The sequence below is a fragment of the uncultured Streptococcus sp. genome, from assembly GCF_963516515.1.
In the GTDB taxonomy this organism is placed as follows: Bacteria; Bacillota; Bacilli; order Lactobacillales; family Streptococcaceae; genus Streptococcus.
The window spans coordinates 1-14,088 of the sequence record NZ_CAUQCJ010000043.1 but is presented as its reverse complement, the minus strand read 5'-3'; the positions used below and the strand labels follow the sequence as shown (position 1 = coordinate 14,088).

General features: G+C 42.1%; 14 protein-coding genes. 7 read left to right on the top strand and 7 right to left on the bottom strand.

All coding sequences use genetic code 11. The annotated features are described in order from the left end of the window. Positions 1-59: 59 nt before the first annotated feature. The 5 genes from RYL77_RS07910 to RYL77_RS07890 form a co-directional block, all read right to left on the bottom strand. Positions 60-971: a PTS system mannose/fructose/sorbose family transporter subunit IID gene (locus tag RYL77_RS07910; RefSeq protein WP_042749980.1), complete on the bottom strand. Its 912-nt coding sequence runs from the start codon at positions 969-971 to the stop codon at positions 60-62. A 14-nt stretch (positions 972-985) separates the two neighbouring features. Further along, positions 986-1,798, bottom strand: a complete 813-nt coding sequence (locus tag RYL77_RS07905) for a PTS mannose/fructose/sorbose transporter subunit IIC (RefSeq protein WP_001280328.1) — start codon at positions 1,796-1,798, stop codon at positions 986-988. Positions 1,799-1,872: 74 nt separating this feature from the next. Next, positions 1,873-2,862, bottom strand: a complete 990-nt coding sequence (locus RYL77_RS07900) for a PTS sugar transporter subunit IIB (RefSeq protein WP_000021963.1) — start codon at positions 2,860-2,862, stop codon at positions 1,873-1,875. A 247-nt stretch (positions 2,863-3,109) separates the two neighbouring features. Then, positions 3,110-4,129 carry an alcohol dehydrogenase AdhP gene (gene adhP / locus RYL77_RS07895; protein ID WP_315010888.1) on the bottom strand — a complete coding sequence of 340 codons (1,020 nt, stop codon included), beginning with the start codon at positions 4,127-4,129 and terminating at the stop codon, positions 3,110-3,112. A 361-nt stretch (positions 4,130-4,490) separates the two neighbouring features. After that, entirely contained in the window at positions 4,491-5,303 is an 813-nt protein-coding gene (locus tag RYL77_RS07890) for a Cof-type HAD-IIB family hydrolase (protein WP_315010887.1), read from the bottom strand. Between the two features lie 189 nt (positions 5,304-5,492). Here RYL77_RS07890 and RYL77_RS07885 point away from each other — a divergent pair, with 189 nt between their 5' ends. The 6 genes from RYL77_RS07885 (at position 5,493) to folB (ending at position 11,571) form a co-directional block, all read left to right on the top strand. After that, complete coding sequence (locus RYL77_RS07885) at positions 5,493-6,911, top strand: NCS2 family permease (protein WP_102210851.1); 1,419 nt, start codon at positions 5,493-5,495, stop codon at positions 6,909-6,911. Between the two features lie 52 nt (positions 6,912-6,963). After that, positions 6,964-7,671: a CPBP family intramembrane glutamic endopeptidase gene (locus RYL77_RS07880; RefSeq protein ID WP_315010886.1), complete on the top strand. Its 708-nt coding sequence runs from the start codon at positions 6,964-6,966 to the stop codon at positions 7,669-7,671. 93 nt (positions 7,672-7,764) lie between these two features. Next, a complete protein-coding gene (gene folP, locus RYL77_RS07875) occupies positions 7,765-8,742 on the top strand; it encodes a dihydropteroate synthase (RefSeq protein WP_315010885.1) in 978 nt (325 codons plus the stop codon). A 1-nt stretch (position 8,743) separates the two neighbouring features. Further along, positions 8,744-10,066, top strand: coding sequence for a folylpolyglutamate synthase/dihydrofolate synthase family protein (locus RYL77_RS07870; RefSeq protein ID WP_315010884.1), 1,323 nt, complete (start codon positions 8,744-8,746; stop codon positions 10,064-10,066). Further along, positions 10,047-10,601 carry a GTP cyclohydrolase I FolE gene (gene folE / locus RYL77_RS07865; protein WP_000380917.1) on the top strand — a complete coding sequence of 185 codons (555 nt, stop codon included), beginning with the start codon at positions 10,047-10,049 and terminating at the stop codon, positions 10,599-10,601. The genes RYL77_RS07870 and folE overlap by 20 nt, the downstream gene beginning before the upstream one ends. Positions 10,602-10,758: 157 nt before the next feature. Next, positions 10,759-11,571 carry a dihydroneopterin aldolase gene (gene folB / locus RYL77_RS07860; RefSeq protein ID WP_315010883.1) on the top strand — a complete coding sequence of 271 codons (813 nt, stop codon included), beginning with the start codon at positions 10,759-10,761 and terminating at the stop codon, positions 11,569-11,571. Between the two features lie 205 nt (positions 11,572-11,776). Here the strand turns inward: folB and RYL77_RS07855 are convergent, their stop codons facing one another. Then, positions 11,777-12,094, bottom strand: a complete 318-nt coding sequence (locus tag RYL77_RS07855; protein ID WP_000886035.1) for a DUF960 domain-containing protein — start codon at positions 12,092-12,094, stop codon at positions 11,777-11,779. 238 nt (positions 12,095-12,332) lie between these two features. On the opposite strand from RYL77_RS07855, the gene ccpA reads away from it, so the two are divergent. Further along, complete coding sequence (ccpA, locus tag RYL77_RS07850) at positions 12,333-13,343, top strand: catabolite control protein A (RefSeq protein ID WP_001090628.1); 1,011 nt, start codon at positions 12,333-12,335, stop codon at positions 13,341-13,343. A gap of 53 nt (positions 13,344-13,396) precedes the next feature. Here the strand turns inward: ccpA and RYL77_RS07845 are convergent. After that, a partial coding sequence (locus RYL77_RS07845) for an asparaginase (protein ID WP_315010882.1) occupies positions 13,397-14,088 on the bottom strand: 692 nt, incomplete at its 5' end.

Genomic DNA, 14,088 nt, shown 5'->3' with positions numbered 1-14,088 from the left:
AACGGCACGTACGGTGGTGTGAGAGGGGCTAGAGATTATCCCCTACTCGATTTTCTTGATTACATGATACCGAAGAAACGAGCTGCGATACCTACTGCAAAGAGTGCAAGGATGATTGAGATTGGTGATACTTTTTTCTTAAGCAACCACATGCAAAGGAAAGTAAGGAGAAGTCCCATCAATCCTGGAATCAATGAGTTCAACTGGCCTTGAAGGGTTTGTGGTTGAATCTTATCTAGGCTCAATCCACCAAGTGCTTGACCAAGGATACCTTTCAATTCAGCACCTGATACAGCTCCTTCTGGGAAGTTGATGTAGGCACCTTCAGCCAATTGTTTACCTGGAAGGTTAACAGTGAAGTTGATAGATACCCAACGTTGTACAAGAACGGCAAGAATGAACATACCAAGGATAGAAGCACCTTTAGTGATGTCTTTCAAGATACCACCAGACATGTCTTTAGTGATTTCAGATCCAGCTTTGTAACCAAATTCTTGTGTATACCATAGGAAGGCCATACGGATAGCATTCCATCCGAAGAAGAAGAGAAGTGGACCAACCAAGTTACCAGATGCAGCAAGTGATGCACCAAGAGCTCCAAGGATAGGACGAACTGTAAACCAGAATACTGGGTCACCGATACCAGCAAGAGGTCCCATCATACCGATTTTAACCCCTTGGATAGCAGCGTCGTCGATTTCAACACCGTTAGCACGTTCTTCTTCAAGTGCAAGAGTAACCCCCATGATTGGAGCAGCTACGTATGGGTGAGTGTTGAAGAACTCAAGGTGACGCTCAAGAGCAGCAGCTTGGTCTTCTTTAGTAGTGTACAATTTTTTGATAGCTGGGATCAATGAGTAAGCCCAACCCAAGTTTTGCATACGCTCGTAGTTCCAAGAACCTTGAAGGAATTGTGAACGCCACCAAACTTTTTTACGATCTGATTTTGATAATTGAAGTTTTTCAGTCATGATTGTTCCCCTTTCTAGTAGTCTTCTAGGATATCACCGATTGGGTCGTTAGAAGTTGCAGCTCCGCCGCCACCGTTACCACCTTGTTTTGAAAGGTTAAGGTAGATGAAGGCAAGGGCAACACCGACTACACCAAGGGCAATCAAAGTCAATTGAGAAATGGCAGCAAAAGCAAAACCGATTGCGAAGAATGGCCATACTTCACGAGTTGCCATCATGTTGATAACCATAGCGTAACCAACGGCAACGACCATAGCACCACCGACAGCCATACCACCGTTCAACCAGTCTGGCATCAATTTAAGAGCATCTTGAACGGCAGAAGCTGGAATAGCGATAAGGAAGGCAGCAGGGATAGCAATACGAAGACCTTGAAGAAGAAGTGCGATAAAGTGAGCACGTTCAACAGCTGCAATATTTCCTTCTTTAGCAGCAGCATCTGCAGTGTGAACCAAACCAACTGAGATTGTACGAACAATCATTGTCAAGAAAAGTCCAGCTACGGCAAGAGGGATAGCTGTTGCTGTTGCAACGGCGATACCTTCAGTAGTAAAGTTACCACCTTTGATTAAGATAATTGCTGCGGCAACAGATGCAAGAGCAGCGTCAGGAGCTACGGCAGCTCCGATGTTTGCCCAACCAAGGGCGATCATTTGAAGTGATCCACCAAGCATAACCCCTGCTTCGAGGTTACCAGTTGCAAGTCCGATAAGGGTACATGCGACGATTGGTTGATGGAATTGGAATTGGTCGAGGATACCTTCAAGACCTGCAAGGAAGGCAACAACTACAACCAAGACAGCAGAAATAATTGAAATATCTGACATGGTTTTATTCCTTTTCTATTTAATGATAATAAAGTGAAAAAATTTCTTAGAATTCTTCTATAGTTTGATATTTGTTATTGAACGTTGGCTTTGTTAATCAAGTCAAACAAATCTTTTTTGGTGTCGTTTGGTACTTTACGTACGTCAAATTCAACACCAAGGTCACGCATTTTTTCAAATGTAGCAACATCTTCTTTGTCCATAGACAAAACATTGTTGACCATTGTTTTACCTGTTGAGTGAGCCATTGATCCTACGTTAAGGGTCTTGATTGGCACGCCACCTTCAATTGCACGAAGGGCATCTTGAGGTGTTTCAAACAAGATAAGGGCATGTGTTTCTCCAAAACGTGGGTCTTTTGAAACCTCAATCAATTTTTGGATTGGTACAACATTGGCTCTGACATTATTTGGAGCCGCTTGTTTAATCAATTCTTTACGAAGATCGTCGTTGGCAACGTTATCTGAAGCAACGATGATACGGTCTGCTTTTGAATCTGGAGTCCAAGCAGTAGCAACCTGACCGTGAAGGAGACGAGTGTCTAGGCGAGCAAGATTGATTTTCAGTTTACCGTCACCGATAACAGTTCCTTCTGGGATAGCAGCTTGGGCGACTGGAGCAGCTGCAGCACTTGCAACTTCTTCAACTGGGTTGAGCTCTTCTGGAAGAGCTTTGATGCCATCTTTGGCTTCTTTGATAATATTCGCAGCGACTTTTTCCACACCTGCAGTAGCGTCCATGAGGCGCTCTGTATAGGCTTGGATTAACATCGGTAAGTTAAGTCCTGTGATGATGGCAAACTTACGATCAGGATTTTCTCCCATCACGCGACTAGCTTGGTTGAATGGAGAACCACTCCAAAGGTCAGCCAAAACTAGCACCTCATCTTCTGCGTCAAATGCAGCCACAGCGTTGTTAAATTTAGCGTATAGGTCATCTGGACCTTCATTTGGCATAAAGGTTACAACTTGAACCTTTTCTTGTTCACCAAAAATCATAGATCCTGACTGATGAATACCTGCAGCGAATTCACCGTGGCTCGCAATAATGATTCCGATACTCATTATTGTCATTCCTCCTTATAAAATGTTGTGCCCATTGTTTAAGAAAACTTTAAGACTAGATTAGTATAAACCGTTTTCATGAAAAAATCAACTATTTGATATAGAATTTTTTTAGAAATAAAATACAGACGTTTTAAAATGTTGATATATAAATATTTTCAAGGAGAGAATATTTTTTATTTTAAAAATTTAATATAAAAAAGTTGGAAGAAGCATCCAACTTTTTTATATAGTTTTTTGTATTGAATTAGTTTGTAAAATCAAGTACCATACGTCCTTGGATTTGACCTTTTTCCATTTCGTCGAAAATTGCCACAGCATCTTCGACTGGACGTTTTTGAACAACTGGGACTACTAGACCTTCTGCACCGAATTGGAAGGCTTCTTCCAAGTCTTTACGAGTTCCGACAAGAGAACCAATAACTTGGATTCCATCGAGGACTGTTTTAACGATGCTGAGTTCCATCATTTCAGAAGGAAGGCCAACAGCGACTACGCGTCCACCGGCACGAACTGAGTCAACAGCCTGATTGAAGGCAACTTTAGACACAGCAGTTACGACAGCTGAGTGAGCACCTCCATTTGTTTTTTCCTTGATGAGTCCTGGCACATCTTCGACTTCGAGACCGTTAATAACGATATCAGCACCCACTTCTTTTGCAAGGGCAAGTTTGTCGTTGTTGATATCAACTGCGATGACATGGGCATTGAATACTTTTTTAGCATATTGAACAGCTAGGTTACCAAGTCCACCAGCACCGTAAAGAACAACCCATTGGCCTGGTTCAACTTTTGCTTCTTTAATAGCTTTATAGGTTGTTACACCAGCACATGTGATAGAAGAAGCTTGGGCTGGATCAAGTCCGTCAGGAACTTTGACTGCATAGTCTGCAGTTACGATACATTGTTCAGCCATACCACCATCTACTGAGTAGCCAGCATTTTTTACTGTACGGCAAAGGGTTTCACGACCAGTTGTACAGTATTCGCAAGTGCCACATCCTTCAAAGAACCAAGCAACACTGACGCGGTCGCCGATTTTAAGGCTTTTAACATCTGGGGCAATTTCCTTAACGATACCAACACCTTCATGTCCTAAAACACGTCCTGGTACTTGACCGAAGTCACCATGGGCAACGTGGAGGTCAGTGTGGCAAACACCACAGTATTCAATTTCTACAAGTGCTTCCCCAGTTTCAAGTGGACGGAGTACTTTTTCTTCAATAGCAACACCAGTGCTTTCTGGATTTACAACAACAGCTTTCATAGCTATCCTCCTTGATATTGGCCGAGAACAGGGACAACGGGACTGGATTGATTTTGTGTCAACAGAGTCGAGTGTGACGAGCTCTCTTGTATTTATATGTGAAGTATATCACAAAAGAAAGCCTTTTCCAAGGTTTTGGAGGTGAAAAATAGAACAATCGATTAACTGGTTGATGAGACTGTGAAAAGAACACAAAGAGGCTGGGACAAAAAGATTTTGATTTTAGGAATTCTTTATTATAAATTTTTAAAATCGATAGATTGGAAAAAAAGCGAACAAGACAGAATTCTGAGTGTCAGATAACTTATTTTGTTCGCTTTTTATATTTATGGTTAGACTTTTGTCCTAGACTCAGTAGGGGCTATAAGAATAAGTCTTGCAGGGTCTTGGCAACCCCATCTTGGTCGTTGGTCAGGGCGATTTGCTCATCCGCATAAGGGAGCAGGTTTGGATTGGCATTTTTCATGGCATAGCCCTTCCCAGCAAAAGCGAGCATTTCGGTATCATTGTGTTCATCTCCAAAGGCGATCAAATCCTTTTTGTCACGGTTCATTACCTTGAGCAAGTAGTCCAAAGCGAAGGCTTTATTGACTCCTTTGGGTGTACACTCAAGGATATTGAGCGGACCTCCCCAGGTATTAATAGAAAGTTGATGCTGGTAGAAGGAGTTCATTTCTTTTGCAAGGGCATACTTGTCACTGGCTCTGGTCTGCAGCAGAATACAGTTAGGATCCTTGGTCACCAATTCAGGCTGAAATTGATTTTCAGGCTGGAAAGCTTCTACGCCAAATAGTTTAGGATTGGCAATTTCTTCATTAGGATTTGTAATGTAGAATTTTTTACGGTATTCTCCAGCGATAAAATCTGCTTGAATATCCTCAGAACGTCGAACCATGTCTAGCAGATATTTTTTGTCTACGGTCAAACACTTTTCAAAGCCCCAAACTTGGTCAGGCAAATGAGTGAGGGAGCCGTTGAAATTAATCATAGGAGTGTCTAAGCCTAGTTCACGGTAGAAATCTTTTGACATGCGGTAAGGGCGACCTGTCGTAATAATAATCTGATGCCCTTTTTCAGTAACTTTTTTAATGATTTCTTTGGTAAAGTCAGAAATCTGACTGTCTGAGTTGAGCAGGGTTCCATCTAGGTCAACTGCAATAATTTTTTTCGTCATATGAACCTTTCTAGTGTCTTTCCAGATAAGATGTCTACTATTATAGCAAAAAGCAGAGAGAAAAGCAGATTCCAAACAAAAAATTAAATTCCATCATTTTATTAAATAAATCAAACAAAGATATTGAAAAAGTGAATGATAAATGATATAATTCTTTTATTGTTCGTAAAAATTAAAAGGAGATTGATAATGGACAAATTATTTAAACTAAAAGAGAACGGTACAGACGTTCGTACAGAGGTTCTCGCTGGTTTAACAACTTTCTTTGCAATGAGTTATATTCTCTTTGTAAACCCACAAATTCTTTCGCAAACAGGAATGCCTGCTCAGGGTATCTTCCTAGCAACGATTATAGGTTCTGTGGTAGGAACTCTTATGATGGCTTTTTATGCCAACTTACCATATGCCCAAGCGCCAGGTATGGGACTGAATGCCTTCTTTACCTTTACAGTTGTCTTTGGACTTGGTTATTCTTGGCAAGAAGCTTTGGCTATGGTTTTCATTTGTGGTATTATTTCATTGATTATTACTTTGACAAATGTACGCAAAATGATTATTGAATCCATTCCTACTGCTCTTCGTTCAGCTATTTCAGCAGGTATCGGTGTCTTCCTTGCCTACGTAGGGATTAAGAATGCTGGACTTTTGAAATTTACGATTGATCCAGGTAACTATACTGTTATAGGAGAAGGTGCTGACAAAGCTCAAGCAACGATTGCAGCAAACTCTTCAGCGGTTCCAGGATTGGTTGACTTTAATAACCCAGCTGTTTTAGTCGCTCTTGCAGGACTTGCTATTACTATCTTCTTTGTCATCAAAGGGATTAAGGGAGGGATTATCCTTTCTATCTTAACAACAACAGTTCTTGCAATTGCGGTAGGTTTAGTTAATATTTCTAGCATTGATTTTTCAAATAATCACTTGGGTGCTGCGGTAGAAGATTTGAAGAAAATTTTTGGTGCAGCTCTTGGTTCAGAAGGTTTGGGAGCTTTGATTTCAGATACAGCTCGCTTACCTGAGACTCTGATGGCTATTCTGGCCTTCTCTTTAACAGATATTTTTGATACAATTGGTACTCTAATTGGTACTGGTGAAAAAGTTGGAATCATTGCTTCTAAAGGTGAAAACAAGGAATCAGTTAAATTGGACAAAGCTCTTTATTCTGATTTAATTGCTACAACAATTGGTGCAGTAGCTGGTACTTCAAACGTAACGACTTATGTTGAGTCTGCTGCAGGTATCGGTGCAGGTGGACGTACTGGTTTGACAGCCTTGGTTGTAGCTATCTGTTTTGCGATCTCAAGCTTCTTTAGCCCACTTCTAGCGATCGTACCAACAGCCGCTACAGCTCCAATCTTGATTATCGTTGGGATTATGATGTTGGCTAGCTTGAAAAATATCCATTGGGATGATATGTCTGAAGCGGTTCCTGCTTTCTTCACATCTATCTTTATGGGATTCAGCTACTCTATCACTCAGGGTATTGCAGTTGGTTTCTTGACTTACACTTTGACTAAGATTGTTAAAGGTCAAGCTAAAGATGTCCATGTAATGATTTGGATTTTGGATGCCTTGTTTATCCTTAACTATATCAGCATGGCCCTATAATAGGATGACCCAGGGGGATTTCCCCCCTTTTTTAATACAAAGGAGATAGCTGATGGAAGAGCAAAGTATGTGGAAAGAATTGTTGAATCGTGCAGGCTGGATTTTGGTCTTTTTGCTAGCGACAATTTTATATCAGATTCCTTTAGCAGTTACTTTCATTTTAGCTTTACATGAAGTACCACTGTTACAGTCAGGGTTGATAGTTGCTGGTATTTCAATTGTGATTTTAGCGCTATTTATCATTGGAGCTCGTAAAACGCAATTAGCAAGTTTTAATTTTTCTTTTTTTAGAGCTAAGGACCTAGCACGATTGGGATTAAGTTATTTAGTCATTATCTGTTCAAACATACTTGGTTCTATCTTGTTACAACTGTCAAATGAGACGACAACAGCTAACCAGTCTCAGATTAACGATATGGTTCAGAATAGTTCTCTGATTTCCAGTTTCTTCTTGTTGGCCTTGCTTGCTCCGATTTGTGAGGAAATCTTGTGCCGTGGGATTGTTCCTAAAAAGATTTTCCGAGGAAAGGAGAACTTGGGATTTGTAGTCGGTACGATTGTGTTTGCTTTATTGCATCAACCAAGTAATTTACCTTCTTTATTGATTTATGGAGGTATGTCGATCGTTCTATCTTGGACGGCTTACAAGACCCAACGTTTGGAAATGTCTATCTTACTTCACATGATTGTGAATGGGGTTGCTTTCTGTTTGTTGGCTCTCGTGGTGATTTTGAGTCGGACATTAGGGATTTCTGTTTAAGATTTTTGACAATTGCTTACTTGTTTCTACTGGGAAAAAGATGAATGCAATCCTGTCCATCTTTTTCTTTTTATGGTAAAATAGAGAAATAATATGGTGAAAAGCCTTGAGGGAGTGACCGATATGTCAAGTAAAGCCAATCATGCAAAGACAGCTATTTGCGGAATTATCAATGTAACCCCAGATTCCTTTTCGGACGGTGGTCAATTTTTTGCTCTTGAGCAGGCGCTCCAGCAGGCTCGTAAATTGATAGCAGAGGGAGCTAGTATGCTAGATATCGGTGGAGAATCAACTCGGCCGGGAAGAAGTAGCTATGTTGAGATAGAAGAGGAAATCCAGCGTGTTGTTCCAGTGATTAAAGCGATTCGCAAGGAAAGTGATGTCCTCATCTCTATTGATACTCGGAAGAGTCAGGTGGCAGAGGCTGCTTTGGCTGCTGGTGCCAATCTAGTCAATGATATCACTGGTCTTATGGGTGATGAGAAAATGGCCCATGTGGTTGCTAAGGCTGGTGCGAAAGTAGTCATTATGTTTAATCCAGTCATGGCGCGACCTCAGCACCCTAGCTCGCTCATCTTCCCTCATTTTGGTTTTGGTCAAACCTTTACAGAAAAAGAGTTAGCTGACTTTGAAAAAATGCCAATTGAAGACTTGATGGAGGCTTTCTTTGAACGAGCACTAGCGAGAGCAGAGGAAGCTGGTATTGCACCAGAAAATATCCTGTTGGATCCAGGAATCGGCTTTGGTCTGACCAAGAAAGAAAATTTGCTTCTTTTACGGGACCTGGATAAACTACATCAGAAGGGCTATCCAATCTTTCTTGGAGTGTCGCGCAAGCGGTTTGTCATCAATATCCTTGAAGAAAGTGGTTTTGAAGTCAATCCTGAGACAGAACTTGGTTTCCGCAATCGAGATACGGCTTCGGCTCATGTAACTAGTATTGCTGCAAGACAGGGTGTAGAAGTGGTGCGCGTGCATGATGTAGCTAGTCACAGGATGGCAGTTGAAATTGCCTCCGCCATTCGTCTGGCTGATGAAGCGGAAAATTTAGATTTAAAACAATATAAATAAGATGAAAGAAATTGAAAACAATCAGTGGATTGCTAACTACCGGACGGACCAACCGCATTTTGGCTTGGAACGCATGGTGGAACTGTTAGCTTTGCGTGGCAATCCCCATCTCAAACTCAAGGTCATCCATATCGGAGGGACCAATGGCAAGGGTTCGACCATTGCTTTTTTGAAAAATATGCTGGAAAAGCTAGGCCTGAGAGTTGGTGTGTTTAGCTCGCCCTATCTCATTCATTACACAGACCAGATTAGCATCAATGGGGAATCTATTCCCGAGGCTAGACTTGAAACCCTCATGGCAGACTATCAGTCTTTGCTGGAAGGAGAAGCGGCCGCTAATTTACAGGGCACAACCGAGTTTGAGATTATCACAGCCATAGCCTATGACTACTTTGCCTCAGAGCAAGTAGATGTGGCTATCATGGAAGTGGGTATGGGTGGACTTTTGGATAGTACCAATGTTTGCCAGCCTATTCTAACAGGCATTACGACCATTGGATTGGACCATGTGGCCCTACTTGGTGATACCTTGGAAGCTATAGCAGAGCAGAAGGCTGGTATTATCAAACAAGGTATTCCCTTGGTAACAGGTCGTATCGCTCCAGAAGCGCTGGCTGTGATTGACCGCATTGCGGAAGGGAAAGATGCGCCGAGACTTGCCTACGGGGCAAATTATCAGGTCAGCCATCAAGAGAGTGTGGTTACAGGCGAAGTCTTTGATTATACAAGTGTTGTCAGACAAGGTCGCTTCCAGACTGGCCTACTTGGTTTGCACCAGATAGAGAATGCTGGGATGGCCATAGCTTTACTTGATACTTTTTGTCAAGAAGATGGTCGAGAACTAGCAAGCAATCACTTGCTTACTCAAGCCTTGGAAGAAACAAGTTGGCCAGGGCGTTTGGAAATTGTGTCAAGAGATCCCTTGATGATCTTGGATGGGGCCCACAATCCCCATGCTATCAAGGCTTTATTGGCAACCTTGCAAGAGCGCTTTGCGGATTATCATAAGGAAATCCTCTTTACCTGCATCAAAACCAAGGCCTTGGAGGATATGTTGGATTTGCTGGGGGCAATGCCAGATACCGAGCTTACCCTGACACATTTTGACGATAGTCGGGCGACTGATGAAAGCGTGCTGAAAGAGGCAGCCAAGTCTAGAAATCTCAGCTACCAAGGTTGGCAGGATTTTCTAGAGCAGAAATTGACAGATAAAAAAGAAGAGAAACAAACAGTTAGGATTGTCACGGGTTCCTTGTATTTCTTGAGCCAAGTGAGAGCCTATCTGATGGAGAGGAAGAACGAGAATGGATACACAAAAAATTGAAGCAGCTGTAAAAATGATTATCGAGGCTGTAGGAGAGGACGCTAACCGCGAGGGTTTGCAGGAAACACCTGCTCGTGTAGCCCGTATGTACCAAGAGATTTTTTCAGGTCTTGGCCAAACAGCGGAGGAACATTTGTCAAAATCCTTTGAGATTATTGATGACAACATGGTAGTAGAAAAGGATATCTTTTTCCACACCATGTGTGAGCACCACTTCTTGCCATTTTATGGTAGAGCGCACATTGCCTACATTCCAGATGGTCGTGTGGCAGGCTTGTCTAAGCTAGCCCGTACGGTTGAAGTTTATTCTAAAAAACCACAAATTCAAGAACGGTTGAATATCGAAGTGGCCGATGCCTTAATGGAGTATCTGGGTGCTAAAGGAGCCTTTGTTGTCATTGAGGCGGAGCATATGTGTATGAGTATGCGTGGAGTGAGAAAACCAGGAACTGCAACATTGACGACAGTAGCTCGTGGTCTATTTGAAACAGATAAGGACCTCCGCGACCAGGCTTATCGTTTAATGGGACTATAATACTCTTCGAAAATCTCTTCAAACTACGTCAGCTTCCATCTGCAACCTCAAAACAGTGTTTTGAGCAACTTGCAGCTAGCTTCCTAGTTTGCACTTTGATTTTCATTGAGTATAAAAAGAATCCGCTTCAAGCGGATTTTTCTAGAAAGGAATCATTATGGATCAACTGCAGATTAAGGATTTGGAAATTTTTGCCTATCATGGTCTTTTTCCCAGTGAGAAAGAATTGGGGCAGAAGTTTGTCGTTTCAGCCATCTTATCCTATGATATGACCAAGGCGGCTACAGACTTGGATTTAACGGCTTCTGTCCATTACGGAGAACTGTGTCAGCAGTGGACGACTTGGTTTCAGGAAACCACTGAGGATTTGATTGAAACGGTAGCTTATAAACTGGTGGAACGTACTTTTGAGGCTTATCCTCTTGTCCAAGAAGTCAAGCTGGAACTGAAAAAACCTTGGGCGCCAGTGCATTTGCCGCTAGATACTTGCTCGGTAACCATTCATCGCCGCAAGCAACGAGCCTTTATCGCCCTAGGAAGCAATATGGGGGATAAGCAAGTGAACTTGGAGCAAGCCATTGACAAACTGCGAGCTCGTGGCATCCATATTCTCAAAGAGTCCAGTGTCTTAGCGACGGAACCTTGGGGTGGAGTGGAGCAGGATAGTTTTGCTAATCAAGTGGTTGAGGTGGAAACTTGGCTACCAGCACCAGTCTTGTTAGAAAGCTTGTTAGCCATCGAGTCAGAGATGGGACGGGTGAGGGAAGTGCATTGGGGACCTCGTTTGATTGATTTGGATTTGCTTTTTGTGGAGGACCAGGTCCTTTATACAGATGACCTTATCTTGCCTCATCCTTACATAGCGGAACGCCTTTTTGTTCTTGAGTCTCTACAGGAAATTGCGCCTCATTTTATCCATCCGACATTAAAGCAACCGATCCGCAACTTGTATAATGCTTTGAAAAAATAGAAAAAACTCTAGTTTTCAGTCACTTGCAACTGAAGGCTAGAGTTTTTATACTCTTCGAAAATCTCTTCAAACCACGTCAGCTTCCATCTGCAACCTCAAAACAGTGTTTTGAGCTGACTTCGTCAGTTCTATCCACAACCTCAAAGCAGTGCTTTGAGCAACCTGCGGCTAGCTTCCTAGTTGGCTCTTTGATTTTCTTTGAGTATTAAAATAGGTCATTTTCTTCTGGGAGGAGAATAGTCTCTCTACCATCCATATCTAAAACCAGAACTCTCGGAGGATAAAGAGGATCGAAAGGATGGTTAAAGTCAAAATCAATGGCTGTAGGGAGGTGTTGACTTGAAAAGTGGAAGGTAATTTTTCCTTGGTTATTGAGCAATTGAAACTCGAGTTCCTCCTCCAATTCAAAGACATTTTTTAAGAAGTGGTCGATGATATACCAAAAAGAGTCAATGACATCATCAGGCAAGCTGGTAACAATGCCAAAACTAGCTGACCGCATGTGGGTATTGGTAAAAGCCATATTTCTGCCCCCTTTCTTTTCCCTTATCATACAGCAAATAGGATTAAAAATCAAGAAAAGGTGATTTTTTCTTCATAAACATAGTTTTCTATGAAATTTTTTTCAAACAATCTTCAAAAAATGCTTGAAAGTGTTTACAAATAGTGATAAAATGGAATAAGTGGAATCATGAAAACGAAATTTTCATACCGTCTCTTTTTTTGGAGTCTCGTGAGGTATGATATAGAAAGGAAATGGAATGAATACAGACGATACAGTAACGATTTATGATGTCGCCCGTGAAGCAGGAGTTTCAATGGCGACAGTTAGCCGTGTAGTCAATGGCAATAAAAATGTAAAAGAGAATACTCGTAAAAAAGTGCTTGAGGTGATTGACCGTTTGGATTACCGTCCAAATGCCGTGGCGCGTGGTCTTGCAAGTAAAAAGACAACCACTGTCGGTGTTGTGATCCCCAATATTACCAATGGCTATTTCTCAACGCTTGCTAAAGGGATTGACGATATCGCTGAAATGTACAAGTACAATATCGTCCTTGCCAATAGTGATGAGGATGATGACAAGGAAGTTTCAGTTGTCAATACACTGTTTTCTAAGCAAGTGGATGGTATCATCTTTATGGGGTACCACTTGACTGAAAAAATTCGTTCAGAGTTTTCTCGTTCTCGGACACCAGTTGTTCTTGCGGGAACTGTGGATGTAGAACATCAGCTTCCAAGTGTCAATATTGACTACAAACAAGCAACGATTGATGCAGTAACCTACCTTGCTAAAGAAAATGAGCGCATTGCTTTTGTAAGCGGTCCACTAGTGGATGATATCAATGGTAAGGTTCGTTTGGTTGGCTACAAGGAAGCCTTGAAAAAAGCAGGGATTTCTTATAGCGAAGGATTGGTATTTGAGTCTAAATACACTTATGAAGATGGCTATGCCTTGGCAGAACGTTTGATTTCATCAAATGCAACTGCAGCAGTTGTAACAGGTGATGAGTTGGCAGCAGGTGTCTTGAACGGCCTTGCTGATAAGGGTGTGTCAGTGCCAGAAGAGTTTGAAATCATTACTAGTGATGATTCACAAGTCTCACGCTTTACCCGTCCAAACTTGACAACTATTGCCCAACCTCTTTATGACCTTGGTGCTATTAGTATGCGTATGTTGACTAAGATTATGCACAAGGAAGAGTTGGAAGAACGTGAAGTTCTCTTGCCTCATGGATTGACAGAACGTCGTTCCACACGAAAACGTAAATAGAAAAAAATCAGGGAATCGTGAAGATTTCCTGATTTTGCTTTCTAGAGAAGGGGTTAGCCTTCCATATAGTCTTTCAAAGCCTGTCCTGTTAGTCCAGCATTGAGAGCGATAAGGAGTTTCAAACGGGCTTTTTGGGCGTTGAGTTCTTTAACAAAGAAGACGCCTGCCTTTTGCAACTGTACGCCCCCACCTTGGTAGGCATAAACAGGTTCTGCAATACCATTAAAACATCGTGAAACCAGGGCGACTGGGATTCCTTTTTGCAGAAGGCTTTCTAATTTTTGAGCCGTTTCTTTGGGAATATTACCAGCTCCGAAGGCTTGGATAATCAAACCGTCCAATTGTTCCAAATCCAGCATATCAATCAGCTCATCTGTCATACCAGCATAAGCCGAGATGATAGGGACTAATCCTTGTATGTGATCAAGTTCAAAGCGGACACGAGGTTCAGCTGTTTTAAAGTAGAGGATTTCCTGTTTCATGATGAGGCCAAGTGGCCCGTGTGTTGGAGTCTGGAAGGTGCCGACGTTGGTCGTATGCGTTTTGGTAACATACTTGGCAGCATGGATTTCATCGTTCATAACAACCAAAACCCCTTTGTCAGTAGCCCTGTCATCGCTAGCCACCCTTAAAGCACTCAGATAGTTATAAACCCCATCGCTGCCGAGTTCGTTAGAGCTACGCATGGCCCCTGTTAGAACGATAGGCATATGGGGAACTTCCATGGTATCAAGGAAATAGGCTG